Source organism: Enterobacter sp. ENT02, assembly GCF_019219165.1.
Lineage (GTDB): Bacteria > Pseudomonadota > Gammaproteobacteria > Enterobacterales > Enterobacteriaceae > Enterobacter > Enterobacter mori.
Window position 1 is genome coordinate 60,337 of the sequence record NZ_JAHUWD010000010.1, and the last position, 24,890, is coordinate 85,226.

20 protein-coding genes, 1 pseudogene and 1 other annotated feature are annotated in these 24,890 nt (G+C 57.2%); of the genes and pseudogenes, 9 read left to right on the top strand and 12 right to left on the bottom strand.

Going from position 1 to position 24,890, the window contains the following annotated elements; translation table 11 throughout:
- Nucleotides 1–35: 35 nt before the first annotated feature.
- Nucleotides 36–950, top strand: coding sequence for an SPFH domain-containing protein (locus KW829_RS21085; RefSeq protein WP_042715719.1), 915 nt, complete (start codon nt 36–38; stop codon nt 948–950).
- Complete coding sequence (locus tag KW829_RS21090; RefSeq protein WP_042715721.1) at nt 947–1,399, top strand: NfeD family protein; 453 nt, start codon at nt 947–949, stop codon at nt 1,397–1,399. The genes KW829_RS21085 and KW829_RS21090 overlap by 4 nt, the downstream gene beginning before the upstream one ends.
- Here KW829_RS21090 and cueR read toward each other — a convergent pair.
- A complete protein-coding gene (gene cueR / locus KW829_RS21095; RefSeq protein WP_010428217.1) occupies nt 1,396–1,806 on the bottom strand; it encodes a Cu(I)-responsive transcriptional regulator in 411 nt (136 codons plus the stop codon). The two genes, KW829_RS21090 and cueR, sit on opposite strands and share 4 nt — an antisense overlap.
- A 108-nt stretch (nt 1,807–1,914) precedes the next feature.
- Here cueR and copA point away from each other — a divergent pair, with 108 nt between their 5' ends.
- The 3 genes from copA to ybaK all read left to right on the top strand — a co-directional run bounded on the left by copA (nt 1,915) and on the right by ybaK (nt 5,936).
- Nucleotides 1,915–4,413, top strand: a complete 2,499-nt coding sequence (copA, locus tag KW829_RS21100) for a copper-exporting P-type ATPase CopA (RefSeq protein ID WP_218309016.1) — start codon at nt 1,915–1,917, stop codon at nt 4,411–4,413.
- Between the two features lie 49 nt (nt 4,414–4,462).
- Nucleotides 4,463–5,257 (top strand): TraB/GumN family protein, encoded by a 795-nt coding sequence (locus KW829_RS21105; protein ID WP_218309017.1) that lies wholly within the window; start codon nt 4,463–4,465, stop codon nt 5,255–5,257.
- A 199-nt stretch (nt 5,258–5,456) separates the two neighbouring features.
- Complete coding sequence (ybaK, locus tag KW829_RS21110) at nt 5,457–5,936, top strand: Cys-tRNA(Pro)/Cys-tRNA(Cys) deacylase YbaK (protein ID WP_010428207.1); 480 nt, start codon at nt 5,457–5,459, stop codon at nt 5,934–5,936.
- Nucleotides 5,937–6,056: 120 nt separating this feature from the next.
- Here the strand turns inward: ybaK and ushA are convergent, their stop codons facing one another.
- Entirely contained in the window at nt 6,057–7,709 is a 1,653-nt protein-coding gene (ushA, locus tag KW829_RS21115) for a bifunctional UDP-sugar hydrolase/5'-nucleotidase UshA (protein WP_010428206.1), read from the bottom strand.
- Nucleotides 7,710–7,873: 164 nt separating this feature from the next.
- Here ushA and KW829_RS21120 point away from each other — a divergent pair, with 164 nt between their 5' ends.
- Nucleotides 7,874–9,094 (top strand): MFS transporter, encoded by a 1,221-nt coding sequence (locus KW829_RS21120; RefSeq protein WP_218309018.1) that lies wholly within the window; start codon nt 7,874–7,876, stop codon nt 9,092–9,094.
- Between the two features lie 232 nt (nt 9,095–9,326).
- Nucleotides 9,327–11,003 (top strand): YbaL family putative K(+) efflux transporter, encoded by a 1,677-nt coding sequence (gene ybaL / locus KW829_RS21125; protein ID WP_010428204.1) that lies wholly within the window; start codon nt 9,327–9,329, stop codon nt 11,001–11,003.
- 277 nt (nt 11,004–11,280) lie between these two features.
- On the opposite strand, the gene KW829_RS21130 is transcribed toward ybaL, so the two are convergent.
- The 9 genes from KW829_RS21130 to KW829_RS21170 all read right to left on the bottom strand — a co-directional run bounded on the left by KW829_RS21130 (nt 11,281) and on the right by KW829_RS21170 (nt 20,669).
- Nucleotides 11,281–12,585 carry an inosine/guanosine kinase gene (locus tag KW829_RS21130; protein ID WP_089598006.1) on the bottom strand — a complete coding sequence of 435 codons (1,305 nt, stop codon included), beginning with the start codon at nt 12,583–12,585 and terminating at the stop codon, nt 11,281–11,283.
- 62 nt (nt 12,586–12,647) lie between these two features.
- Nucleotides 12,648–13,610 (bottom strand): ferrochelatase, encoded by a 963-nt coding sequence (hemH, locus tag KW829_RS21135; RefSeq protein ID WP_010428201.1) that lies wholly within the window; start codon nt 13,608–13,610, stop codon nt 12,648–12,650.
- A 125-nt stretch (nt 13,611–13,735) separates the two neighbouring features.
- A complete protein-coding gene (gene adk / locus KW829_RS21140; protein WP_010428200.1) occupies nt 13,736–14,380 on the bottom strand; it encodes an adenylate kinase in 645 nt (214 codons plus the stop codon).
- A gap of 218 nt (nt 14,381–14,598) precedes the next feature.
- Nucleotides 14,599–16,473, bottom strand: a complete 1,875-nt coding sequence (gene htpG / locus KW829_RS21145; protein WP_010428198.1) for a molecular chaperone HtpG — start codon at nt 16,471–16,473, stop codon at nt 14,599–14,601.
- 110 nt (nt 16,474–16,583) lie between these two features.
- A complete protein-coding gene (gene recR, locus KW829_RS21150) occupies nt 16,584–17,189 on the bottom strand; it encodes a recombination mediator RecR (protein WP_008499298.1) in 606 nt (201 codons plus the stop codon).
- A complete protein-coding gene (locus tag KW829_RS21155) occupies nt 17,189–17,521 on the bottom strand; it encodes a YbaB/EbfC family nucleoid-associated protein (RefSeq protein WP_010428194.1) in 333 nt (110 codons plus the stop codon). The genes recR and KW829_RS21155 overlap by 1 nt, the downstream gene beginning before the upstream one ends.
- Before the next feature lie 53 nt (nt 17,522–17,574).
- Nucleotides 17,575–19,500 (bottom strand): DNA polymerase III subunit gamma/tau, encoded by a 1,926-nt coding sequence (gene dnaX, locus KW829_RS21160; protein ID WP_218309019.1) that lies wholly within the window; start codon nt 19,498–19,500, stop codon nt 17,575–17,577.
- Nucleotides 18,181–18,245: a sequence feature (DnaX frameshifting element), on the bottom strand. (Overlaps the previous gene by 65 nt.)
- Before the next feature lie 88 nt (nt 19,501–19,588).
- The gene (gene apt / locus KW829_RS21165) at nt 19,589–20,140 is read right to left on the bottom strand and encodes an adenine phosphoribosyltransferase (protein ID WP_218309020.1); all 552 of its coding nucleotides are present in this window, start codon (nt 20,138–20,140) and stop codon (nt 19,589–19,591) included.
- A 151-nt stretch (nt 20,141–20,291) separates the two neighbouring features.
- Nucleotides 20,292–20,669 carry a DUF454 family protein gene (locus KW829_RS21170; protein ID WP_010428184.1) on the bottom strand — a complete coding sequence of 126 codons (378 nt, stop codon included), beginning with the start codon at nt 20,667–20,669 and terminating at the stop codon, nt 20,292–20,294.
- 50 nt (nt 20,670–20,719) lie between these two features.
- Between KW829_RS21170 and priC the strand changes: the two genes are divergently transcribed.
- On the top strand, nt 20,720–21,247 hold the full coding sequence (gene priC, locus KW829_RS21175) for a primosomal replication protein N'' (protein ID WP_089598004.1): 528 nt from the start codon (nt 20,720–20,722) through the stop codon (nt 21,245–21,247).
- 14 nt (nt 21,248–21,261) lie between these two features.
- Nucleotides 21,262–21,430, top strand: a pseudogene (gene rsmS / locus KW829_RS21180) (pleiotropic regulatory protein RsmS); the annotation flags it as partial.
- Nucleotides 21,431–21,471: 41 nt separating this feature from the next.
- On the opposite strand, the gene mscK reads toward rsmS, so the two are convergent.
- Nucleotides 21,472–24,819: a mechanosensitive channel MscK gene (mscK, locus tag KW829_RS21185; protein WP_218309021.1), complete on the bottom strand. Its 3,348-nt coding sequence runs from the start codon at nt 24,817–24,819 to the stop codon at nt 21,472–21,474.
- Nucleotides 24,820–24,890 lie beyond the last annotated feature (71 nt).

Genomic DNA, 24,890 nt, shown 5'->3' on the forward strand with positions numbered 1-24,890 from the left:
GTTTACTCATCACAGCATTCAAAACAGGAGGTTTTATGCTCATCGTTGTTCCCGTCCTTATTTTTGTTGCGCTGGTCATTGTGGGCGCAGGCGTCAAAATTGTTCCTCAGGGTTATCAGTGGACCGTAGAGCGCTTCGGCCGCTATACCAACACGCTGCAGCCGGGCCTGAGCCTGATTGTCCCCTTCATGGACCGCATTGGTCGTAAGATCAACATGATGGAGCAGGTGCTGGATATTCCTTCTCAGGAGATCATCTCTAAAGACAACGCCAACGTCACTATTGATGCCGTCTGCTTTATTCAGGTGATTGATGCGCCTAAAGCGGCCTATGAAGTGAGCAACCTGGAGCTGGCGATCGTCAACCTGACGATGACCAACATCCGTACCGTGCTCGGCTCCATGGAGCTGGACGAAATGCTCTCCCAGCGCGACAGCATCAATACCCGCCTGCTGCACATTGTCGATGAAGCGACGAATCCGTGGGGGATCAAAGTCACCCGTATTGAGATCCGCGACGTGCGCCCACCGGCTGAACTGATCGCCTCCATGAACGCCCAGATGAAAGCCGAACGAACCAAGCGAGCCTACATTCTGGAAGCCGAAGGGGTGCGTCAGGCCGAGATCCTGAAAGCGGAAGGGGAAAAACAGTCGCAGATCCTGAAAGCCGAGGGCGATCGTCAGTCTGCATTTTTACAGGCGGAAGCGCGCGAACGTTCGGCAGAAGCGGAAGCCCGTGCGACGCAGATGGTATCCGAGGCGATTGCTGCCGGTGATATCCAGGCCGTGAACTACTTCGTCGCGCAAAAATATACCGATGCGCTGAAAGAGATCGGCTCTGCGAACAACAGTAAAGTGGTGATGATGCCGCTGGATGCCAGCAGCCTGATGGGGTCGATTGCCGGTATTGCCGAGCTGATCAAAGACAGTGGAAACGAGCGTAAAAAATGATTGAGCTGATCGTTGCACATCCTCATGCTTTCTGGCTAAGCCTCGGTGGCTTACTGCTGGCGGCGGAGATGCTGGGCGGCAACGGCTACCTGCTCTGGAGCGGCGTTGCCGCAGTCATTACCGGGCTGGTCGTCTGGCTGCTGCCTGTCGGCTGGGAGTGGCAGGGTGCACTGTTTGCAGTGCTCACGCTGGTGGCCGCGTGGCTGTGGTGGCGCTGGCTGAACCGACAGGTGAAAGATCAGAAACCGGCAGACGCCCACCTTAATCAGCGCGGGCAGCAGATTGTCGGCAAGCGTTTTACGCTCGACAGCGCACTGGTGAACGGACGTGGGCACATGCGGGTGGGCGACAGCTCGTGGCCGGTGGTGGCCGACGATGACCTCAGCGCCGGTACCCAGGTCGAGGTCATTGCGGTGGAAGGCATTACCCTGCGGGTGAAAGCCTGTTAAGCATGCGCCTTACGGTGACAGCAGCCAGCAAGGTTGTCGATAATCGGGCAATCGGCGCTGTCATCGCCCGGGCATGAGTCCGCCAGCCCCAGAAGCTGTTCGCGCATCGCCTGCAGTTCTACAATGTGGCGTTCAATCTCCGCCACTTTTTCCAGCGTGCGCTTTTTCACATCGGCGCTGTGGCGCTTCGGATCGTTAAACAGGTTAACCAGCTCGCCGCACTCTTCCAGATTAAACCCCACCTGTCTTGCCTGGCGCAGCAGCGTCAGTTCATCAAGATGCAGCTGCGTGTAGCTGCGGTAGCCGTTTTCACTGCGCAGCGGCGGCGTGACCAGCCCTTTCTCTTCGTAAAAGCGAATCGCTTTGCTGGTTAAGCCGGTTTTTTTCGCAACGTCACTGATATTCACATTTCCCCCTTGACCTTCCCCTTGATGGAAGGTTTAACCTTCATAACAGTTAGCGAAAAGCAGAGTGAAGGTCAACAATTGACCAGAACATTATACGGGAGTTTTGTTATGTCTCACACTATCGACCTGACACTGGACGGCCTCTCCTGCGGCCACTGTGTCAAACGCGTTAAAGAAAGCCTGGAACAGCGTCCTGACGTTGAAAGCGCTGACGTGACTATCGATCATGCCGCCGTGATCGGCAGCGCCAGCGCGGATGCGCTGATCGATACCATCAAGCAGGCCGGTTACGGGGCGGAGTTAAGCCACCCAAAGGCTAAACCGCTGGCAGAGTCATCATCCCCGTCGGAAGCACTGACAGCGGCCACTCCTGAGCTTCCGGTAGCGGATGATATTGATGACAGCCAACAGCTGCTGATCAACGGCATGAGCTGCGCCAGCTGCGTCTCCCGGGTACAAAATGCATTGCAGGCCGTACCGGGCGTCGCACAGGCACGGGTAAACCTCGCGGAGCGCACTGCGCTGGTAATGGGCAGCGCCTCCGCCGCAGATTTAGTCCAGGCCGTAGAGAAAGCGGGCTACGGCGCGGAAGCGATTGAAGATGACATCAAACGCCGCGAGCGCCAGCAGGAAACGGCTGTCGCCACCATGAAACGCTTCCGCTGGCAGGCCATCGTTGCGCTGCTGGTGGGTATCCCGGTGATGGTGTGGGGCATGATCGGTGACAACATGATGGTCACTGACGACAACCGCACGCTGTGGCTGGGGATTGGTGCGATCACGCTCGCCGTGATGGTCTTTGCAGGCGGACATTTCTATACCAGCGCCTGGAAGAGCCTGAAAAACCGCACCGCGACGATGGATACGCTGGTCGCGCTCGGGACCGGCGCAGCGTGGCTCTATTCCATGAGCGTGAACGTCTGGCCGCAGTGGTTCCCGATGGAAGCGCGGCATCTCTATTATGAAGCGAGCGCGATGATTATCGGCCTGATTAATTTAGGCCACATGCTCGAAGCCCGCGCCCGTCAGCGCTCCTCGAAGGCGCTGGAAAGATTGCTTGATTTAACCCCGCCGACGGCACGCGTGGTGACCGACGAGGGTGAAAAAAGCGTCCCGCTGGCTGACGTGCAGCCCGGCATGACGCTGCGCCTGACGACGGGCGATCGCGTTCCGGTTGACGGCGCAATTCTCCAGGGCGAAGCCTGGTTCGATGAAGCCATGCTGACCGGGGAACCGATCCCGCAGCAAAAATCCCAGGACGATAACGTGCACGCAGGCACGGTCGTCCAGGACGGCAGCGTGCTGTTCCGCGCCAGCGCGGTCGGCAGCCACACCACGCTGTCGCGTATTATCCGCATGGTGCGCCAGGCACAGAGCAGTAAGCCCGAAATCGGCAAACTTGCCGATAAAATCTCCGCCGTTTTTGTTCCGGTGGTGGTCTGTATTGCCCTGCTGAGCGCGGCAATCTGGTATTTCTTTGGGCCAGCACCGCAAATCGTCTATACCCTGGTGATTGCCACCACGGTGCTGATCATCGCCTGTCCGTGTGCCCTTGGCCTGGCGACGCCGATGTCGATCATCTCCGGCGTAGGACGTGCCGCCGAGTTTGGCGTGCTGGTGCGTGATGCCGATGCCCTGCAGCGTGCAAGCACCCTGGACACGCTGGTCTTTGACAAAACCGGTACGCTGACCGAAGGGAAACCGCAGGTCGTGGCGGTGCATACTCTTGGCTTCTCAGAGGCTGACGCGCTGCGTCTCGCCGCCGCGCTGGAGCAAGGGTCCAGCCACCCGCTGGCCCGCGCCATTCTCGATAAAGCCAGTGACGCTACCCTGCCGCAGGTCAGTAACTTCCGCACCCTGCGCGGGCTCGGGGTGAGCGGCGAAGCCGACGGCCACACGCTGCTGCTGGGGAATCAGGCGCTGCTCAATGAAAACGGAATTGATACTTCATCGCTGGAAGGCGAACTGATTGCTCAGGCATCACAGGGCGCAACGCCCGTACTGCTCGCTGTAGACGGTAAAGCCGTCGCCATGTTGTCGGTGCGCGATCCCCTGCGCCAGGACAGCGTGGATGCATTAAAACGTCTTCACCGTGCGGGCTATCGTCTGATGATGCTGACCGGGGATAACCCAACAACGGCCAACGCTATCGCCAAAGAGGCGGGTATTGATGACGTCATTGCGGGCGTACTGCCGGATGGCAAAGCGGATGCCATCAAGAACCTGCAAAGTCAGGGCCGTCAGGTGGCCATGATCGGTGACGGTATTAACGACGCACCGGCGCTGGCGCAGTCAGAAGTGGGTATTGCCATGGGCGGCGGGAGCGATGTCGCGATTGAAACGGCGGCCATTACCCTGATGCGCCACAGCCTGATGGGCGTTGCGGATGCGCTGGCGATTTCGAAGGCCACGTTGCGCAACATGAAGCAGAACCTGCTCGGGGCATTTATTTATAACGTCTTCGGCATTCCGATTGCCGCCGGGATTTTATGGCCGCTGACGGGCGCGCTGCTAAACCCGGTGGTTGCCGGGGCGGCAATGGCGCTCTCCTCCATTACCGTGGTGAGCAACGCCAACCGTCTCCTGCGGTTTAAACCGAAAGATTGAACCTTGTTCTCGTACGCGCTAGCATGATCCTTTCGGTCATGGAGCGCGTATGAGTCTGTTTAATCGTATAAAAGCATCGTTTCGCGCCCTCTTTCCACGACGTTATGCCTGGCCCGGTATGGATATCTCACTTCCGGGCGGGCAACACCTGCACCTTGTAGGAAGCATCCATATGGGCACGCAGGATATGTCCCCGCTGCCCGCTGGCCTGATAAAACTGCTGAAGAATGCCGACGCGCTGGTCGTCGAGGCGGATATTTCGGGCCATGAATCCCCCTTTGCGGGTCTGGAGAGCGATCGTCCTCTTGCGGAGCGTCTCAGCGAAGCCCAGCTTACCGAACTGACGCGGCTCGCGGATGAAACCGGTGTATCGCTCGCCATGCTGGACATCCTTCCGCTCTGGCAAATTGCCATGGTGTTGCAGGCGACGCAGGCACAGCGTCTGGGCTTGCGCGGTGATTACGGCATTGATTATCAGCTGCTGAATACGGCAAGAGCGCGCAATCTCCCGATCATTGAACTGGAAGGCACGGACAGCCAGATCGGTCTGCTGCGGCAGCTTCCCGATGACGGTCTGATCCTGCTGGACGACACCCTAACCCACTGGCACACCAATGCCCGTCTGCTGCAAACCATGATTGGCTGGTGGCTGGATGCTCCGCCGACGGACAGTAAGCTTGTGCTGCCGTCTACGTTCAGTGAATCGCTGTATGATGTGCTGATGAACGCGCGCAATCAGGCGTGGCGAGAAACGCTGCATGCCCTGCCTGCCGGGCGGTATGTCGTCGCGGTCGGCGCGTTGCATTTGTATGGGGAAGGGAATCTGCCGTCGCTGCTGAAATAAAAAAATGGCCAATATTTCTATTGGCCCGTCAAAGAGGAATTTCATCGTTTTTATTATACCGAAGGAGACCTTCGGCTGAGCCGATTGTCGCTCAAAGTGACCATCACTGCCAATACTATTGCGCAAGATGGTGCTATTTTTTAGACAAACGTCAGGCGTATGCTGTTGGCATAAAATGTCTGTCGTAAGAAGGATAGCTATGACTCCCGCCGTTAAATTACTCGAAAAAAACAAAATCTCTTTCCGGATCCATACTTACGATCACGATCCGAATGAAACCAATTTTGGTGATGAAGTGGTGCGCAAGCTGGGGCTGAACGCTGACCAGGTCTATAAAACGCTGCTGGTCGCGGTGAACGGTGATATGAAACATCTCGCCGTGGCGGTAACGCCCGTCGCCGGGCAGCTGGATCTGAAAAAGGTCGCCAAAGCGCTGGGGGCAAAAAAGGTCGATATGGCGGATCCGATGGTTGCGCAACGCACTACCGGATATCTGGTGGGCGGGATCAGCCCGCTCGGGCAGAAAAAACGGCTGCCGACGCTGATCGATGCACCTTCGCAGGAATTTGAGACGATCTATATCTCGGGCGGCAAGCGCGGGCTGGATATCGAACTGGCCGCGGGCGATCTGGCGAAAATGCTGGACGCGAAGTTTGCGGATATTGCGCGCCGGGATTGAGAAAATTGCCCGGTGGCGCTGCGAGGTAAAAGCAAAACGGTAACAGGCGTTACCGTTTTTTGTGTTCGCGCCCTCTCCCGGTGGGAGAGGGTTGGGGTGAGGGCATCAGGCCGCACAACACTACTGCCAGCTCACCTCACCTTTCGGCTCATACGCATTCACGTCAATCGGTGAATTCTGCTCGATGAACTGCTTCAGCACTTCCGCGTCGATAAAGCCGGTATTCACATAGCCCGGTTTATTATCAATATGCGGATAGCCGTCGCCACCCGTGGCGTTAAAGCTTAACGTTGCCAGACGGTACGTTTTGGCCGGGTCAACCGGTTCGCCCTTGATCTTCAGATCGTTAAGCTTGCCGTCTTTCGCGACGAAACTCACGTTAGCAAACTGCGGGTAGGCGCCCGAGTCCGGCTTCATCTGCGCCACGGCGGTGAGGTAGTCAATCACCTCTTTCCCGCTCATATCCGCATACACCACCACGTTGCCGAACGGCTGTACCTTCAGCACGTCTTTATAGGTGATGTTTCCACCTTCGATGGAATCACGAATGCCGCCGCCGCTCATTACGCCAAAGTCAGCGCCAGTGCGCGCTATTTGCGCCGCCAGCACCAGATGGCCCATGTTGGTCTGCACGAAGCGGACTTTGCTGCGGTCCCCTTCCAGGCGGCCATTGAGCGTACCAATTTTCACGTCCAGCTGCGCCTTGCCTTTGTTCTGGAACGGCGTCAGCAGGGAGAGCATCTGCTGGTTCTCTGCAATCTCAGGCGTGTAAAGTACGCGCTCACTTTTCCCGTCCGGATAGGTCACCTTCTTCTTCAGGTTGACCGGAATGAGCTGATAGTGGACCAGCTTCATCTCGCCGTTACGGAACTCAAAATCTGCACGACCCACGTATTTCCCCCACTCGTGCGCCTGTACGATCCAGATACCGTTCTGACGGTCCGGCGCGCACGGCGTGCCCGGTACGTAATCCACCTGCTTTTTATTCTCGGACGCCATACACACCGGATCCTGTGAGTGACCGCCCACAATCATTGCCAGAGAGCCCGCAGGCAGGCTGCGCGCCATCTCGACGTCGCCCGGCGCATTGGAGCCGTGCGCGCCGTTGTCGTAGTGCCCCATGTGGGTGGTGGCGATAATCACGTCCGGTTTTTCGTTCTGCTGCAATTCCTGAATCACCAGCTTCGCTTCGTCTGCCGGTTTACGGAATTCGATATCAGTGAAGAACTCAGGGTTACCAATTTTGGCCGTGTCGTCGGTAGTGAGGCCAATGACCGCAATTTTTAAGTCCTGACGCTTAAACAGCGCCCAGGGTTTAAACAGGCGTTCGCCGGTGCTTTTCTGGTAAATATTGGCAGAGAGGAACGGGAATTTAGACCACTTCTCCTGCTGGCGAAGCACGCTCAGCGGGTTATCGAATTCATGGTTACCCACGGCCATCGCGTCGTAGCCAATCAGATTCATGCCGCGAAAGTCAGGCTCGGCATCCTGTAAATCAGATTCCGGCACGCCGGTATTGATATCCCCGCCCGAGAGCAGCAGCACGCTACCGCCTTCTGCGGCGACCTCTTTGCGAATACCGTCAACCAGCGTTTTTTGCGCCGACAGGCCATATTCCCCGTATTCACTGCGCCAGAAATGACCGTGGTGATCGTTGGTATGCAAAATGGTAATTTTATAGGTTTTGTCTTTTTCATATGCCTGCGCGGGCAGGCTTGTCAGCCCCCAGGCCGCTATCAACGCCAGCGCGACGCCACGCTTCATTAACTTCATCATCTCTCTCCCTGACCAATAGACAAACGCAAAAATTACAGTGACTCACAAGAATAGACAAATAAGTTTTCAGAATTGCGACTTTCTTCAAATGTCACGGACGGGTATGTTAGTCGGATAATAATTACACCCTGCATTTCTCATAACAAATCGACGTGGTATTTATGGCAATCAGTGAATCAACCCAGCCCGTCCCGGGCGCTCCGGCGTCGCCGCCAAAATCGCGCACTTCCTTTAAAGTTTTAGGCGCAATCAGTCTCTCGCACCTGCTCAACGACATGATCCAGTCGCTGATCCTGGCAATCTACCCGCTGCTGCAGTCCGAGTTTTCGTTAACCTTCGTACAGATCGGGATGATCACCCTCACCTTCCAGATGGCCTCCTCGCTGCTGCAGCCGGTGGTCGGTTACTGGACGGATAAATACCCAATGCCGTGGTCGCTCCCCATTGGCATGTGCTTCACCTTGAGCGGGCTGGTGCTGCTGGCAATGGCGGGCAGCTTTGAAGCGGTGCTTATCGCCGCCGCGCTGGTGGGGACAGGCTCGTCCGTCTTCCATCCGGAATCCTCCCGCGTGGCGCGTATGGCCTCCGGTGGTCGTCACGGGCTGGCGCAGTCCCTGTTCCAGGTAGGCGGTAACTTTGGCAGTTCCCTCGGCCCACTGCTGGCCGCGGTGATCATCGCCCCATACGGCAAAGGCAACGTGGCGTGGTTTGTGCTGGCCGCGCTGCTGGCGATTGTGGTACTGGCGCAAATCAGCCGCTGGTATGCCGCGCAGCATCGCGTGAACAAGGGCAAACCTGTAGCAAAGGTTATTAATCCCCTTCCCCGTAACAAGGTTATCCTGGCCGTAAGCGTGCTGCTGGTGCTGATTTTCTCGAAATACTTCTATATGGCGAGCATCAGCAGCTATTACACCTTTTATCTGATGCAAAAATTCGGATTATCGGTACAAAACGCGCAGTTCCACCTGTTTGCCTTCCTGTTTGCGGTGGCAGCAGGAACGGTGATTGGTGGGCCTGTAGGTGACAAAATCGGGCGTAAATATGTGATTTGGGGCTCAATCCTCGGTGTTGCACCCTTCACGCTTATTTTGCCCTACGCAAGCCTGGAGTGGACGGGGATTTTGACCGTCATTATTGGTTTTATTCTGGCCTCTGCCTTCTCGGCCATTCTGGTTTACGCACAGGAGCTGTTACCGGGGCGTATCGGTATGGTTTCCGGGCTCTTTTTCGGATTTGCCTTCGGCATGGGCGGCCTTGGTGCGGCGGTGTTGGGCATGGTTGCAGATCACACCAACATCTTCCTGGTCTATAAAATCTGTGCTTTCCTGCCACTTCTGGGGATATTGACCATATTCCTGCCTGATAACCGTCATAAAGCGTAATTTAGGGGTCGCCAAAGTTAAACTCTGGCGACCTTGCCCCCTTATGCCATAAGGGTTTCTTCTCACCTTCCCCATCAAACTTGTCCAAAAGGGCTTTTTTTCACGCTTATTGCTCTTTTATTCAAACTTCAACAATTATTCATAAACATAAGGGTAAAAATTGTCATAAACTATTACCTGGTCTTTTGGTATTTATGCCAAAAATGGAACACTCACCACGAAAGGAGACGGAATGCACCACGCCACACCGCTTATCACCACCATTGTTGGTGGACTTGTGCTCGCTTTTATCCTTGGCATGATTGCCAATAAACTGCGTATTTCTCCTCTTGTCGGCTATCTGTTAGCGGGTGTACTGGCGGGTCCTTTTACGCCGGGTTTCGTGGCGGATACCAAACTGGCTCCAGAACTGGCGGAATTAGGCGTGATTCTGCTGATGTTTGGCGTCGGTCTGCATTTTTCACTGAAGGACCTGATGGCGGTAAAGTCTATCGCCATACCGGGAGCGATCGCCCAGATAGGGGTGGCGACGCTGCTGGGAATGGCGCTTTCAGCGGTACTAGGCTGGTCGCTGATGACCGGCATCGTGTTTGGGCTGTGTCTTTCAACCGCCAGTACCGTGGTGCTGCTGCGCGCGCTTGAAGAGAGACAGCTGATAGACAGCCAGCGCGGGCAAATCGCAATAGGCTGGCTGATCGTTGAAGATCTGGTGATGGTGTTAACGCTGGTGCTGCTGCCCGCCGTCGCCGGGATGATGGAAAAAGACAACGTCGGCTTCGCTTCGCTGGCGTTGGATATGAGTATCACCATCGGTAAGGTTGTGGCCTTTATCGCCATCATGATGCTGGTGGGCCGCCGTCTGGTACCCTGGATCATGTCCCGCACTGCGGCGACAGGTTCCCGCGAGCTGTTCACCCTTTCGGTACTCGCTCTGGCGCTGGGTATCGCCTTTGGTGCCGTAGAGCTGTTCGACGTCTCGTTTGCGCTGGGCGCGTTCTTCGCGGGGATGGTGTTGAACGAATCTGAATTAAGCCACCGCGCGGCGCACGACACGCTGCCGCTGCGTGATGCTTTCGCCGTGCTGTTCTTCGTCTCCGTCGGGATGCTGTTTGACCCGCTGGTTCTGATCCAGCAGCCGCTGGCGGTGCTGGGCACGCTGGCGATCATTATCTTTGGTAAGTCCGTTGCCGCCTTCTTCCTGGTGCGGATGTTTGGCCACTCGCCGCGTACGGCGCTGACCATTGCCGCCAGCCTGGCGCAGATTGGTGAGTTCGCGTTTATTCTGGCCGGTCTCGGCATGGCGCTTAATCTACTCCCGCAGGCCGGTCAGAATCTGGTGCTGGCGGGGGCGATCCTCTCCATTATGCTGAACCCGGTGCTGTTTGCCCTGCTGGAAAAATACCTCGATAAAACGGAAACCCTGGAAGAGCAGACGCTGGAAGAGGCTATCGAAGAAGAGAAGCAGATCCCGGTGGATATCTGCAATCACGCGCTACTGGTTGGCTTTGGCCGCGTGGGCAGCCTGCTCGGTGAGAAGCTGATGGCGCAGGGCATTCCGCTGGTGGTGATTGAAACCTCACGCACACGCGTTGACGAACTGCGCGAGCGCGGCATTCGCGCGGTGCTGGGCAATGCGGCAAACGAAGAGATCATGAATCTGGCGCATCTGGATTGCGCCCGCTGGCTGCTGCTGACCATTCCGAACGGCTACGAGGCAGGTGAGATTGTCGCGTCCGCGCGCGCGAAGTGTCCGACCATCGAGATTATTGCCCGCGCACATTATGACGATGAGGTGGAATACATCACCGAGCGCGGCGCGAATAAGGTCGTCATGGGTGAGCGTGAGATTGCGAACACGATGCTGACGCTACTGGAGAAAGCGCCGGTTGAAGAGGCTGTTACAGGCTGAGTGTTGTGCGGCCTGATGCCCTCACCCTGGCCCTCTCCCACCGGGAGAGGGAATAAACACTAAAAACGGCAACCTGGTTGCCGTTTTGCTTTTACCTTGTGCGGCCTGATGCCCTCACCCTGACCCTCTCCCACAGGGAGAGGGAACAAACACTAAAAACGGCAACCTGGTTGCCGTTTTGCTTTTACCTTGTGCGGCCTGATGCCCTCACCCTGACCCTCTCCCACCGGGAGAGGGAATAAACACTAAAAACGGCAACCTGGTTGCCGTTTTGCTTTTACCTGTCCCAATACGCCTCTTCGAGGCTGTCTTCCCGTTCCGGCAGGCCACGCGTCAAGCGCGGGGAGTGCTGATTCAGCACCTGATAGCTCACGCGGTTCGCGTATTTACACACCTGCGCCAGCGACGAATAGGTCAGCCAACTAAACTTATGCTTGCTGGAGTTTGGCACGTTGGTTTTGTGGTAAGCGTTAGCGGTGATGTCGTGCAGCAACGCGGCCAGCGCGCCATCGCCCGCGCCGTTGGTGTTCATGATCTTCTCTGGCCCGCCCATGTACGGCGCGATGTGGGAGTAGATACGCAGCGGGTTGGTGCAGTCTTTATGGCGCATACCGCGGCTGAATTCGAACTGGTTGAATTCGGCAATTGCGCCAGGCAGCAGCGGATGCTGGGTTTTGCGTTTGCTCTCTTCTTCCGTGAAGCCCGCCATGTACAGCCCGACAGGTCCGGCGGTGCAGAGCACCAGATCGACCCAGTCCAGCGCTTTATCAGACGCCAGCAGCGGATCGCTTTCGCCGGTCAGCGCTTCGGCCTCTTCTTCGTTCATCGCCAGAATCGAAACGTGTTCCTTCAGGAAGGCCTGCCACCACTCCGGGTTGTCGGCGATAACGAATTTGGTCCCCAGCGTCAGGACGACCGGGACATCGTACTTCTTCGCGTACTCAATTGCCTTCATGGTCGCGTCCGGCATCGGCTCGCCCGGCTTGCAGCGCACCAGATACGACGTGAGCACCAGCGCAGAGGCCCCCGCAATAACCTCTTCAGGAATACTCTCTGCGCGCAGCTTGTTCATGTGGCCAGGGCTGATGGCAAAGGTACGCTCGCCGGACTCACCAATGAGCGTAAAGCAGCGGCCAATCGGGCCGTCTACGCCCTGCAGGTAGTTCAGGTCGGTACGGCTGGAGGTGTTGCACAGGTAGCGATAGGCGTAGCCGCCGATTTCGATATTGCTACACATCACGCCGAGCAGCACCGAACGGTCATCAGCCAGCACGGAGTAGTTGTGCATGGTGTTGCCAATGGTGCCACCGGCAAACTGATGGGTGATCAGATTTTCACGCACCAGCTCCTGATACAACGCTTCAGCAACATCGTCCTCGATCACTAGCGAATGCCCGGCGCTCAGACCGTAACGCGCAACAAACGCATCATCCACTTTGGCTTCAATATCCACCAGCGTCTGATCGATACCCACCACCCATGCGGCGCTGGTTTCATTTTCAGGCTGGATTTGCTGCAGGAGCGGATCGCGAGCGTTAACGGGGAAGTAGTGTTTTGATTTACGTTTACCGGGAAATTTCATGGTCTGGACTGTGCAAGGAATAGAAGCCGGGAATGGTAGCACAAACCCGGCCTCAAGCGCGATCAGCGGCTATTCGTCACCAGCGAGACCATCATGTCGATATGCTCAGGGGAGTCGTTAAGTGCCGGAATGTACTCGTACTTCACACCGCCAGCTTCGAGGAAAAATTCCCGGTTTTGTACCGCAATCTCCTCCAGCGTTTCCAGACAGTCGGCCGAGAAGCCCGGCGACATCACCTGAATGTGCTTCACGCCCTTCTCGCCCAGCATTTTGAGGGTTTCATCGGTGTACGGCGTCAGCCACGGCTCGCGGCCGAAGCGCGACTGGAAGGTCATCATCACTTTCTCCGGCGGCAGGCCAAGGGCGGAGACCAGCTCGCGGGTGGTATCGCGGCAGCGCTGCGGGTAATCATCCCCTTCATTGGCGAAACGCTGCGGAATGCCGTGATAGGAGAGCAGCAGCAGATCCGGCTCGCCGTGCTTTTCAAACGACGCGCGGGCGCTGCTGGCCAGCGCCTTGATGTACAGATCGTTATCCGCGTAGTCGCGAATAAAGGTCACCGCAGGAATGCGACGACGCGTCTTCAGAATGCGTGCCAGCTCATCCCAGACGGCAGCTACCGTCGAACACGAATACTGTGGATAGAGCGCCAGCACGACGATATGGTCAACGCCCTGCGCGAGCAGGTTTTCCACTGCGCTTTCGAGCGAAGGTGTTCCATAGCTCATGCCGAGCGCGACGGGCATATCCGGCAGGCGGGCGGCCAGTGCTTTCTCCTGACGGCGGCTGTACACCATCAGCGGCGAGCCCTCTTCCATCCAGACGGACTGATATAGCTTTGCCACGCGCGGAGAACGAATCGGCAGAATAACGCCACGCAGCAGGGGCCACCACAGCAATCTTGGGGTATCCACGACGCGCGTGTCGCTTAAAAACTGTCGCAGATAGCGTTTTACCGCTGCTGGAGTGGGTGCTTCTGGGGTGCCCAGATTGGCAAGCAGGATGCCGGTTTTCGCCTGACTCATTCACGCCTCTTAACCATTTGATAGGTTGTCAATTGTAGCGGAAATGCGTTTAAACGAAACCCATTGCTGTAATAGGTAAGATGAGAATTTTTCTCACCCGGAGAACCCGGGTGAGAGACGTGCAATTAGCCGAGGATTTTTTCCAGCTCTGCACGTACGTCAGCCACGGCTTTGGTACCGTCGACTTTGGCGTATTGGGTGTTACCCGCCTGCGCTTCTTTGGTGTAGTAGCCGATCAGCGGTGCAGTCATCTGATGGTATTCCACCAGGCGTTTACGCACGGTCTCTTCCTGATCGTCTTTACGGGTGGTCAGCTCTTCGCCGGTCACGTCGTCTTTGCCCTCAACCTTAGGTGGGTTGAATTTGATGTGGTAAACGCGGCCAGAAGCAGCGTGTACGCGACGGCCAACGATACGGTCAACGATCAGCTCGTCCGGTACGTCGAACTCCAGAACGTAGTCCACATTGATGCCCGCTTCTTTCATGGCGTCAGCCTGAGGAATGGTGCGTGGGAAGCCGTCCAGCAGGAAACCGTTACGGCAGTCTTCCTGAGCAATGCGCTCTTTGACCAGAGCAATAACCAGCTCGTCGGTCACTAGCTTGCCTGCATCCATGATGTCTTTCGCTTGTTTACCCAGCTCGGAGCCAGATTTAACAGCGGCGCGCAGCATGTCACCGGTGGAGATTTGCGGAATACCGTATTTCTCCATGATGAACTGAGCCTGAGTTCCTTTACCCGCGCCCGGAGCGCCAAGCAGAATAATACGCATTGCGAAAATCCCCTCAAATGTCGTTTCAATTTTTCAAAAGCGCTAAACAATACCACCAGAATGGGCGTGGCTCAAGGAAGGCGGGGAAGCTGAAACGGTTAATGGGGGGAGATAATTTGGGTTAGTGCGGTCTGGTGCCCTCACCCTAACCCTCTCCCACAGGGAGAGGGAACTCTTTCACCCTCTCCCTTTGGGGAGAGGGCAGTGGTGAGGGGAGATTACGCCAGCAGCAGCGCATTCACACGTTTAATGAACAGGTTAGGATCTTCCAGCGTGCCGCGTTCGGCCAGCAGGGACTGATCCAGCAGCAGTTCAACCCACTCGGCAAAGCGGGCGTCGTCCTGGGTGTCTGCCGCACGTTTCACCAGCGGGTGATCCGGATTAAGCTCAAAGATATATTTCACTTCCGGCATCGCCTGGCCCGCCGCAGCGAACAGCTTCGCCATCTGGGTGCCCATTTCGTCGGCATCGGTGGTGACAATCGCCGGAGTATCGGTCAGACGGTGCGTGAAGCGCACCTCTTTCACGCGATCGCCCAGCAGTGTTTTCACGCGCTCAACGAACGGCTCCAGCGCCTTCTCGGCTTCTTTCGCGCTTTCGTCCACTTCATCCGCCAGCTTGTCGATGGACTCGTCGGCTTTGGCCACGGACTGGAAGGATTTACCGTCGAACTCGGTCAGGTAGTTCATCATCCACTCGTCGATGCGGTCAGAAAGCAGCAGCACTTCGATGCCTTTCTTGCGCAGCAGCTCCAGGTGCGGGCTGCTCTTCGCCGCCGCGTAGCTGTCGGCGGTGATGTAGTAGATCTTCTCCTGCCCTTCTTTCATGCGGGAGACGTACTCTTCCAGCGACACGGTCTGTGCGGAAGAGTCGGTATGCGTTGAGGCGAAGCGCAGCAGTTTGGCGATCGTTTCGACGTTCGCGGTGTCTTCCGCCGGGCCTTCTTTCAGCACCAGACCGAACTGTTTCCAGAAGGTCTGATATTTTTCCGCATCGTCTTTCGCCAGTTTTTCCAGCATCTGCAGCGTACGTTTGGTCAACGCGTTGCGAAGGTTGCGGGTGACTGTGCTGTCCTGCAGAATTTCACGGGAGACGTTCAGCGGCAGATCGTTAGAGTCGATCAGCCCGCGCGTAAAGCGCAGGTAGTTCGGCATGAACTGCTCGGCGTCGTCCATGATGAACACGCGTTGCACGTAGAGCTTCAGGCCGTGCTTGTGATCGCGGTTCCACATGTCCCACGGCGCCTGCGCCGGAATGTACAGCAGGCTGGTGTACTCCTGCTTACCTTCCACGCGGTTGTGGCTCCAGGTCAGCGGATCGGTAAAGTCGTGGGCAATGTGCTTGTAGAACTCGTTGTACTCGTCGTCTTTAATTTCAGACTTGTTGCGCGTCCACAGCGCCTGCGCCTTGTTGATCTTCTCCCAGGAGACAACGGTTTCACCGTCCTGCTCTTCCTGTTTCTCAATCTCAACCGGCAGCGCGATGTGGTCGGAATATTTGCTGATGATGGAGCGCACGCGCCAGTCGTTCAGGAAATCGTCTTCGCCTTCACGCAGGTGGAGGGTGATTTCGGTGCCGCGATCCGCTTTGGTGATGTCATCAACGGTGTATTCGCCTTCCCCTTTGGATTCCCAGAACACACCATTTTCTGCGCTTTCGCCTGCCGCGCGGGTGCGCACGGTGACTTTGTCGGCAACGATAAACGCCGAGTAGAAGCCCACGCCGAACTGGCCGATCAGCTGGCTGTCTTTCGCCTGGTCAGAGCCCATGGACTCGAGGAACGCTTTGGTGCCGGATTTGGCAATGGTGCCGAGGTGGTCGATCACCTCGTCGCGGTTCATCCCGATGCCGTTATCGGCAATGGTCAGGGTGCGGTTCTCTTTATTGAAAGAGACGCGCACGCGCAGCTCGCCGTCGCCTTCGTACAGGTCCGGGTTGGACAGCGCGCGGAAGCGCAGCTTGTCCGCCGCATCGGATGCGTTGGAAATCAGCTCACGCAGGAAGATTTCTTTGTTGGAATACAGGGAATGGATCATCAGGTGCAGAAGCTGTTTTACTTCTGACTGGAAACCACGGGTTTCTTGTCCTTTCATCTAAGTCGACCTCAACAATGCCATTTAATGGGGTTGTAAAACGTTGAGTGAGAGATGGGGATAAGGGAGGAAAATTTCAAGCGGAGGCCACGCGCGCAGCCTCCGTTTGGTCAGAAAATAATCTTGTGACGCCCGGCCAGAGAGTGCGACAGCGTGGTGCCGTCGACCATTTCCAGCTCGCCGCCTACCGGCACGCCGTGGGCGATGCGGCTGGCGTCAACGCCATACTGCGAGCACAGTTCAGCGATGTAGTTAGCGGTTGCCTCCCCTTCCACCGTGGGGTTGGTGGCGAGGATAACCTCTTTGATGGTTTCGGACTCAAGACGCTGTTCAAGGCGGTCGAGACCGATATCATCCGGGCCAATACCGTCCAGCGGGGAGAGATGCCCCATCAGCACGAAGTAGCGACCAGAAAACTGCCCGGTTTGTTCGATGGCGTAGATGTCCGCCGGACTCTCCACCACGCAAATCTGACCGTTTTCCTGGCGACGCGGGTTCGTACAGATGTTACACACGTCCTGCTCGGTAAAGGTGCGGCAATCCGCACAGTGACCAATTTCTGACATGGCGCGGGTCAGAGCCTGCGCCAGGCGCATCCCGCCGCTGCGGTCGCGCTGCAAAAGCGTGAACGCCATGCGCTGCGCCGACTTCGGGCCAACGCCCGGCAGGCAGCGCAGTGCTTCCATTAACTGCGTGAGCAGCGGACTGGTTTGCATCAGAATGGCATCTTGAAGCCCGGCGGCAGTTGCATACCGCTGGAAACAGAGGCCATTTTCTCTTTCTGGGTTTCGTCGATACGGCGCGCGGCATCGTTAAACGCGGCGGCAACCAGATCTTCCAGCATATCTTTGTCGTCTTCGAGCAGGCTTGGGTCGATTTCCACGCGGCGGCAGTTGTGCGCACCGTTGATGGTCACTTTTACCAGACCGGCACCGGATTCACCCGTGACTTCCAGCTGAGCGATCTCTTCCTGCATCTTCTGCATTTTTTCCTGCATCTGCTGAGCCTGCTTCATCAGGCCACCCAGACCGCCTTTTCCACCGAACATAGGCTTCTCTCTCTTTCACGTTTAAGGATTACAACCGTAAGTCAGACTCACGATCAAATGGGGCGAATACTCTCTTCATCCAGATCGGCGTCGAAGAACCGGCGCAGGGTCTGAATGTTGTTATCCGCGATAATTGACTCGCGCGCCTGCGCGAGCCTCTCTTCATAAATAGCCTGGCGCCACTCCAACGGCGTTCGCACTGCGGGATTATCATCTTCAATGATAGTCAATTCAACCGGCGCACCCTGCAATGCGGTGAGCGCCTCCGCCAGCGCCTTTTGCGCACCAGGGGAATTCAGATGTCGCTGGCCAGGACGCAGATGCAGACGCACCTGGTTGCCCTCTTGCTCTTTCCAGGCGTTGAGCGCGACCTGCTCCACCAGCTTCGGCAGCTGCAGTTTGCTGACCTCTGCGGCCCAGGCGTCCCGCTCGATTGACTCTTCGGCGAGCTTCGCGGCAAGCTCCGGGGTTTTCTCATGCTCCAGCGCTTTCTTCAGCGCTTTTGGCGTGGCGACCTCTTCCTTCACCGTTTCGGTGATGGTGGTCGCCTTCCAGCGGTAAGCCTCTTCTTTTGCCGGGGCTTTCTGCTCGAGCGCGGACGGTGCCGGACGCGACTGAACGCGCTCCGTTACCGAGGCCAGTCGTTCAAGCGCGGCGTTGTTCACCGGCCGCGCTCTTGCTGGCGCTGCCGGTTCACTCTTTTTTGGTTTGGTTACTCCCTGCGCACGCTGCAACTGACTGCGTGCGGCAAGTACCGAACTGGTGGCATCCGACAGCGGCACGTTTTGCGGCGGCGGTGTCGGCTGCGGCGGCACCTGCTGCGGCGACATCACCGCGGTCGGGGCGACCGGCGCGAAGGACTGTCGCGGCACTTCCGGTTCGGGCAGCGGCATGCGCGGGTGGAACGCCAGCGCGCGCAGCAGCGTCATTTCAACGCCCATCCGGCGGTCCGGCGCGAACGGCAGCTCTTTGCGGCCAATTAGCAGCGTCTGGTAGTAAAGCTGCACGTCGGCAGGCGGCACGGTGCGGGCAAGTTCACGCATCCGCTGCTCAATGGCGGCCATATCCGCGCCGATTGCCGATGGAGAAAGCTGCAGCATCGCCACGCGGTGCAGCAGGCTGAGCATTTCAACCAGCAGCCCCTCCCACTCCACGCCTCGGGCGGCAGCCGCGTTTACCAGCGACATCACGCGTTCACCGTTGGCGGCAATCATCGCTTCGATAAGCGAGAGCGCCTGATCGTCATCCAGCGTACCGAGCATGGTGCTGACCGCGTCGGTCGAGAGCTTGCCGTCACCGCTGGCAATCGCCTGATCGGTCAGGCTTAACGCATCACGCAGGCTACCGTCCGCCGCGCGAGCCAGCAGTTGCAGGGCGCGCGGTTCATGGACAATTTTCTCTTCATCGAGAATGTGCTCAAGCTGCGCGCGTATCTGCTCAACGTCCAGCGCCTTCAGGTGGAACTGCAGGCAGCGCGACAGAATGGTAACCGGCAACTTTTGCGGATCGGTGGTCGCCAGCAGGAACTTCACGTGTGCAGGCGGCTCTTCCAGCGTTTTCAGCAGGGCGTTGAAGCTGTGACGCGACAACATGTGCACTTCATCGATCAGGTAGACCTTGAAGCGGCCGCGCGCCGGGGCGTACTGCACGTTATCGAGCAGATCGCGGGTGTCTTCCACTTTGGTGCGCGAGGCGGCGTCGATCTCAATCAGATCGACAAAACGCCCCTGCTCGATTTCCCTGCAGTTATCGCACACGCCGCACGGGGTGGCGGTAATCCCGGTTTCGCAGTTGAGGCCTTTCGCCAGCAGACGGGCAATAGAGGTCTTACCGACGCCGCGGGTGCCGGAAAAAAGATAGGCGTGATGGATACGACCTAGCGACAAGCCGTTCGCCAGGGCCGTCAGCACATGTTCCTGACCGACAACGTCAGCAAAGGTTTGTGGTCGCCATTTACGGGCTAACACCTGATAACTCATGGGCAGGCTCTGCAACGCTGGAAGGTGAATTTATGGAGGGGAATGCTATCACAACCTCACTCATTGAGCGAGGTTGTGAGGAACGGGATTAATGACCCGGGAATGGTACCAGGCTGTAGCTGGTAATACCCTGTTTTTCCAGGCGCTGTTCGCCGCCCAGATCGAACAGGTTGATGATGAATGCCGCGTCGGTCACTTCCCCACCCAGACGGCGGATCAGCTTCACGGTCGCTTCGATGGTGCCGCCGGTTGCCAGCAGATCGTCCACCACCAGCACTTTGTCGCCTGGCTTGATGGCATCCACGTGGATTTCCAGCTGATCGGTGCCGTATTCCAGCTCGTAGCTCTCAGCAATGGTTTCACGCGGCAGCTTGCGCGGCTTACGCACCGGCACAAAACCCACGCCCATTGCCAGCGCAACCGGTGCGCCAAACAGGAAGCCACGGGCTTCGGTACCTACTACTTTGGTGATCCCGGCGTTTTTATAACGCTCCACCAGCAGTTCAATGCTGAGCGCGTACGCTTTCGGGTCTTCCAGCAAGCTGGTGACATCACGGAAAAGAATGCCAGGCTTCGGATAGTCCTGGATGCTTTTGATGCTTTTTTTCAGAAATTCAAGCTGCTGTGCAGTTGCGGTCATCGGTTTGTGCCTAAGTGAAACAGTGTTACTCACGGCGCGCAACGAGTCGGTAAAGGTAACAATTGCTTAACCTTTAACCAGGCGCACCTGTGCTCGAAAACGGTCGAATTTACTGGCTGTACGCAATAATTGCAACAGCCATGATGAGGCTTCAGTGCTTTTGTTGCTTTTCATCAACCACGGGGATCCGCCACATAAAGATAAGCAGGCAGGTCAGGATCGCCAGCAGCAGAATGCGTACCCACATCATTTTCACCAGCCATAATGAAATGGCGAAGGTGATGAGGATCACCGCGATCGCGCGCGGCTTCGCGCCGGGCGGCATGGCCCGGTGTTTTTGCCAGTACCGCAGGTAGCCGCCAAACCATGAGCGGTAGAGCAGCCAGTGGTGAAAGCGCGGCGATGAACGGGCGAAGCACCAGGCCGCCAGCAGAATAAACGGCGTGGTCGGTAACAGGGGTAAAACAACGCCCAGCGTGCCCAGCACTACCGCGAGCCAGCCAATGATGATTAAAATAGTACGCTGCATAATGCGAATCGTTATCAAACTGAACGGCTACTTTACCACTGGAGAGCGTTTTGAAAACAGCCTTGCTTCTTGAGACGCTACAAAATCAACTGATCGCCTTGCGCGCGCAGGCCACGCCGCTGATGGGACACGCCACGCTGAAGCCGCGCTTTGACCGACAGCTTTTTCGTACCCGCAGCACGTTAATTCAGGATTATCTTGCGGAGGCGCAAACGAATCTTGATGAGTTGCGCCATGCGGTAGAGAACGGACAGCAGGAACAGGTGGCCTGGCTGGCGGAGCATCTCGCCGAGCAGATTACTGCTTTACATCGCGAAATCGCCGCCTGGCCGCTGCGCGCCTGGGACAGCGCCTCGCCGGGACTCGGTAAATGGCAGCGCAAGCGGCTGGAGAACCAGGAGTTTGAACGCCGGCTGTTTGAGATGAAACGCGAACGCGAAGCCCGACTGAACAACAGCGAAACGCTGGAAGAGCAGCAGCTATTGATGCGCGAGATAAGCGCCCTCGAAGGCCGTATTGCCCGCTGCCGACAGGCGCTGGATGAGATCGAGCGCGTCATTGAACGTTTGACCCGTTAACAGGAGCCACAAAGATGTCACTGGAAAATGCACCCGACGAGGTCAAGCTGGCCGTCGATTTGATTATGCTGCTGGAGAATCATGAGATCCCGGCGGAGACAGTGCTGAAAGCGCTGGAGATTGTGCGGCGGGATTTTGAGGGGAAATTACCCTCACCCCGGCCCTCTCCCTGAGGGAGAGGGAGAAAATCGTCCCCTCGCCCCTGAGGGGAGAGGGGAAATAGATTATGCCGGAGTCGGATCGTCACCCTTAATCTCGCGCTTCACTTCCGTATGCTCTTCACCTTTTTCGTTACGCAGGTGAACCTCAAGCTGGTTGAAGGCGATGTTAATGTCATTTTCACGGCACAGGCGGTCGATCGCGCGGTTCAGTTCGTCGACGGTGTAGCTGCGATCGCGCAGCTCACGCACGTACAGGCGCAGCTCGTGATCCAGCGTACTCGGACCGAAAGTGGTGAAGAACACCGCAGGAGCCGGATCGTGCATGACTTTCGGATGTTCAGACGCCGCCTTCAACAGCACCTCTTTCACCTTGTCCAGATCGGAACCGTAGGCCACACCGATGCGGATCACCACGCGGGTGGTCGTATCGGAGAGCGACCAGTTGATCAGGCGTTCGGTCACGAACGCTTTGTTCGGGATGATCACCTCTTTACGGTCAAAGTCGGTAATGGTGGTCGCACGAATACGGATCTTGCTGACGGTGCCGGAGAAGGTGCCGATGGTGACGGTATCGCCGATACGCACCGGACGTTCGAACAGGATGATCAGGCCGGAGACGAAGTTCCCGAAGATCTCCTGCAGGCCGAAACCAAGACCGACCGAGAGCGCTGCCGCCAGCCACTGCAGTTTGTCCCATGAAACACCCAGCGAACCAAAGACCGTCATCGCACCCGCGATAATGATCACGTAGTTCAGGATAGTGGTGATGGCGTAAGACGCCCCCTGACGCAGGTTCAGGCGGGACAGCACCAGCACTTCCAGCAGGCCCGGCAGGTTGCGGATCAGCGCCCAGGCGACCACCAGCGACACCAGCGCAAAGAGCAGGCTGCCCATGGTCACGCTTTTCATCACCGTCACACCCGCCTCGGTGCCGCTGTACTGCCAGAGCTTGACGCTGTCGAGGTACGCAAAGACGGTGATTAAATCAGACCAGATGGCCCAGAACATCACCCCAAACAGCGCCACCATCACCAGCATCGTGATACGCATGGTTTGCTGGTTGACCTGCTCCAGCGCGATGGTCGGCTCTTCCTGCGGCTCCGCGCCTTCTGCCCCCTCTTTCACCTGATGCTGACGGCGCGCGATCGCACGGCGATAGGCGATACGCCGCGCCGCCACGCTCAACCCACGCAGCACGGTCTGGAACAGCAGATTCCAGACAATCACCAGATAAACCGTTTCGATCCAGCGGCCTGACAGGCGCAGCGTGGTATAGAAGTAGCCCGTTGCCGTCAGCACCATCAGCGCCAGCGGAATGATCGCCAGCACCGTTACGGTCGCCAGACGAAGGTTGTGGGACTCTTTATCACGCCAGCTGTCGCGGCACATCGGCCACATCAGAACGGCAATCAGCAGCAGGTTCAGCAGAATAACCAGCTGCCCCAGCACGTCGTCCATCAAATGCAGCGGTGAGAGTTCAGACACAACAGACCAGAAGTGCAGCGGCAGCAGTGCGAGGCTGATGCGCACAATCTGGCGACGCCAGTGGCTGGTAAGTTGTTCCGGCATGTTGAAGTGGCGCACCGCCACTCCGTCTTTTTCCAGCACTTTCCAGCAGAGACCAAACACCAGCCAGAACAGCGCCAGCTTTTTGCTGAACGCCCAGAGCAAATCGCTGATGTTGAGCTGCATCGTGAGCAGAATCAGCCCGGCGGCCAGAATCAGCAGGCAGACTGGCAGCGCGCGGATCAGGTCAATCAGGATCGCTTTCGGGGTGTGCAGCTGGCTGTCGTTACGCAGTTGTCCCACTTCCGACGCCAGCCTGGCCTGATACTGTTTCAGCCATTTCAAACGCCAGCGGATCAGACCCGCAATCAGCAAAAGCGGCAGGCCCGCGAGGAAGGCAATCATCACCGCAGGCCAGGCCTTCTCCCAGTTGACGGTGATTTTCATGCTCTTGATTTGCGACTTCAGCGTCTCAGGGAAGGATTTGACCCAGTCCCAGTCCATCGGCTTGTTGCTGTTCACCCAGAAAATCTGCTGGGTCAAAATCTCCTGCAGGCTTTTCGAGACGCTCACCAGCTGCTGCTGGTTGATCTGCAGGTTAATGGCCATCATCAGCTGATTGCCCAGCTGTTTGTTGAGCTGGTCGAGCAGCTCGCGACGCATATCGACGACCTGCAGCAGCGCGTCGTGAACCTCCGGGTTTACCTCGCTGGAATGGCCCTCTTCCACTTTCGCGACAAAGTTATCGCTCTGGAAAAGCGCATCGCGCTGCTGGTTGACGTCAAACTGCTCCAGACGTAAATCCGCGATGCGGTTGGTCATGTCCTCCAGCTCGTCGGCGGACGGCAGCGTCTGCTGCTGCTGGTACAAAATTCGCGACAGCAGAAGGCTCCCTTTCAGAACCGCAATCTGCTCTTTAATGTTACGTTCCGCCTGCAGCGCGCGATCCAGCCAGTTTTTGACTTTAATATTCTGCTGCACCAGCGAGTTACCGCTTTCGGTGGCCTGAATCAGACGCTCACTTAACTGATGGTTAAGCTCAAGCTCCTGCTTCACCAGCGGGTTGGCCTGAATGCGGGCGGTTTCGTCTGGCGAGACGGCTTCCTGAGCGGTTTTTTCCGTCAGCGTCAGGCGTTTGCTGTTTACCGCCTCCTGCAGCAGCTGGAGCTGGTGCTCAAGACGATTAATGTTGGCGGTGACGTAATCACGCTGTTTTTGCAGTGTATCCTGCAGCACCGTATTGCCTTCAAGGCTCTTGCGCTGCTGTTCAATTTCCGCATTAAGCAACGTCTGCTGAATCAACAACAACGTTTGCTGCGTAGCGCGTAACGCGCCATCTCCCACAGCCGTCCCATTCAGGCGGTTGCGGATCTGCTGAAGCTGCTGAGACGCGGTGTACATCGCGTTTTGCACGCGCTCAGGCTGCGTTTGCAGCGAGACAAGCTGGCTGTTATAGGTGGCGAGATCGGACTGCGCGGTCTGGAGATCGTCCAGCAACTGCGCCACACGCGACTCCAGCTGACGCAGCGAGAGCGTCGCAAGCGTTTTGCGGGTTTCGTCATCGTTATCGACGTCGCTCAGCGCGCTCAGCGCCTCTGTCGCCTTGCGCATGTTGTCCGGGGCCTGCGCGACCTTCTGGCGAAGCTGAGCCGTTTCTGCTTTTACGCGTTCAATTTTATCCAGCGTTTCCAGCGTTTCCGTCAGATCCTGTTGGACGAGTTTCTCCTGAGGCGACAGCTCTTTTTGTTTATTCAGCGTATCAAGCTGCGCCTGAACATCGGCACGCGAAGGGATATCGCTGGCGTTATCTGCGCGAGCATACGAAAGCGGCGCGGAAGCCAGGAAAAACAGCATAGCAAAAAATAATGCAAGAACAGGATGTTGCGAGCGTTTGGTGTGCAGCATAGTCGTGAGTATGATGTGAGAAATGACCGAAAATAGTCCGGCGTGAAGAATATCACGCCCGCTGAAAGCAG

Bases quoted from the DNA above. Each gene is read 5' to 3' on its own strand.
- KW829_RS21130 (WP_089598006.1), bottom strand. From the start codon at position 12,585: ATGAAATTTCCCGGTAAACGTAAATCAAAACACTACTTCCCCGTTAAC.
- ushA (WP_010428206.1), bottom strand. From the start codon at position 7,709: ATGAAGTTAATGAAGCGTGGCGTCGCGCTGGCGTTGATAGCGGCCTGG.
- KW829_RS21120 (WP_218309018.1), top strand. From the start codon at position 7,874: ATGGCAATCAGTGAATCAACCCAGCCCGTCCCGGGCGCTCCGGCGTCG.
- ybaK (WP_010428207.1), top strand. From the start codon at position 5,457: ATGACTCCCGCCGTTAAATTACTCGAAAAAAACAAAATCTCTTTCCGG.
- hemH (WP_010428201.1), bottom strand. From the start codon at position 13,610: ATGAGTCAGGCGAAAACCGGCATCCTGCTTGCCAATCTGGGCACCCCA.
- dnaX (WP_218309019.1), bottom strand. From the start codon at position 19,500: ATGAGTTATCAGGTGTTAGCCCGTAAATGGCGACCACAAACCTTTGCT.
- adk (WP_010428200.1), bottom strand. From the start codon at position 14,380: ATGCGTATTATTCTGCTTGGCGCTCCGGGCGCGGGTAAAGGAACTCAG.
- mscK (WP_218309021.1), bottom strand. From the start codon at position 24,819: ATGCTGCACACCAAACGCTCGCAACATCCTGTTCTTGCATTATTTTTT.
- ybaL (WP_010428204.1), top strand. From the start codon at position 9,327: ATGCACCACGCCACACCGCTTATCACCACCATTGTTGGTGGACTTGTG.
- KW829_RS21085 (WP_042715719.1), top strand. From the start codon at position 36: ATGCTCATCGTTGTTCCCGTCCTTATTTTTGTTGCGCTGGTCATTGTG.
- KW829_RS21170 (WP_010428184.1), bottom strand. From the start codon at position 20,669: ATGCAGCGTACTATTTTAATCATCATTGGCTGGCTCGCGGTAGTGCTG.
- copA (WP_218309016.1), top strand. From the start codon at position 1,915: ATGTCTCACACTATCGACCTGACACTGGACGGCCTCTCCTGCGGCCAC.
- KW829_RS21105 (WP_218309017.1), top strand. From the start codon at position 4,463: ATGAGTCTGTTTAATCGTATAAAAGCATCGTTTCGCGCCCTCTTTCCA.
- KW829_RS21090 (WP_042715721.1), top strand. From the start codon at position 947: ATGATTGAGCTGATCGTTGCACATCCTCATGCTTTCTGGCTAAGCCTC.
- htpG (WP_010428198.1), bottom strand. From the start codon at position 16,473: ATGAAAGGACAAGAAACCCGTGGTTTCCAGTCAGAAGTAAAACAGCTT.
- apt (WP_218309020.1), bottom strand. From the start codon at position 20,140: ATGACCGCAACTGCACAGCAGCTTGAATTTCTGAAAAAAAGCATCAAA.
- recR (WP_008499298.1), bottom strand. From the start codon at position 17,189: ATGCAAACCAGTCCGCTGCTCACGCAGTTAATGGAAGCACTGCGCTGC.
- KW829_RS21155 (WP_010428194.1), bottom strand. From the start codon at position 17,521: ATGTTCGGTGGAAAAGGCGGTCTGGGTGGCCTGATGAAGCAGGCTCAG.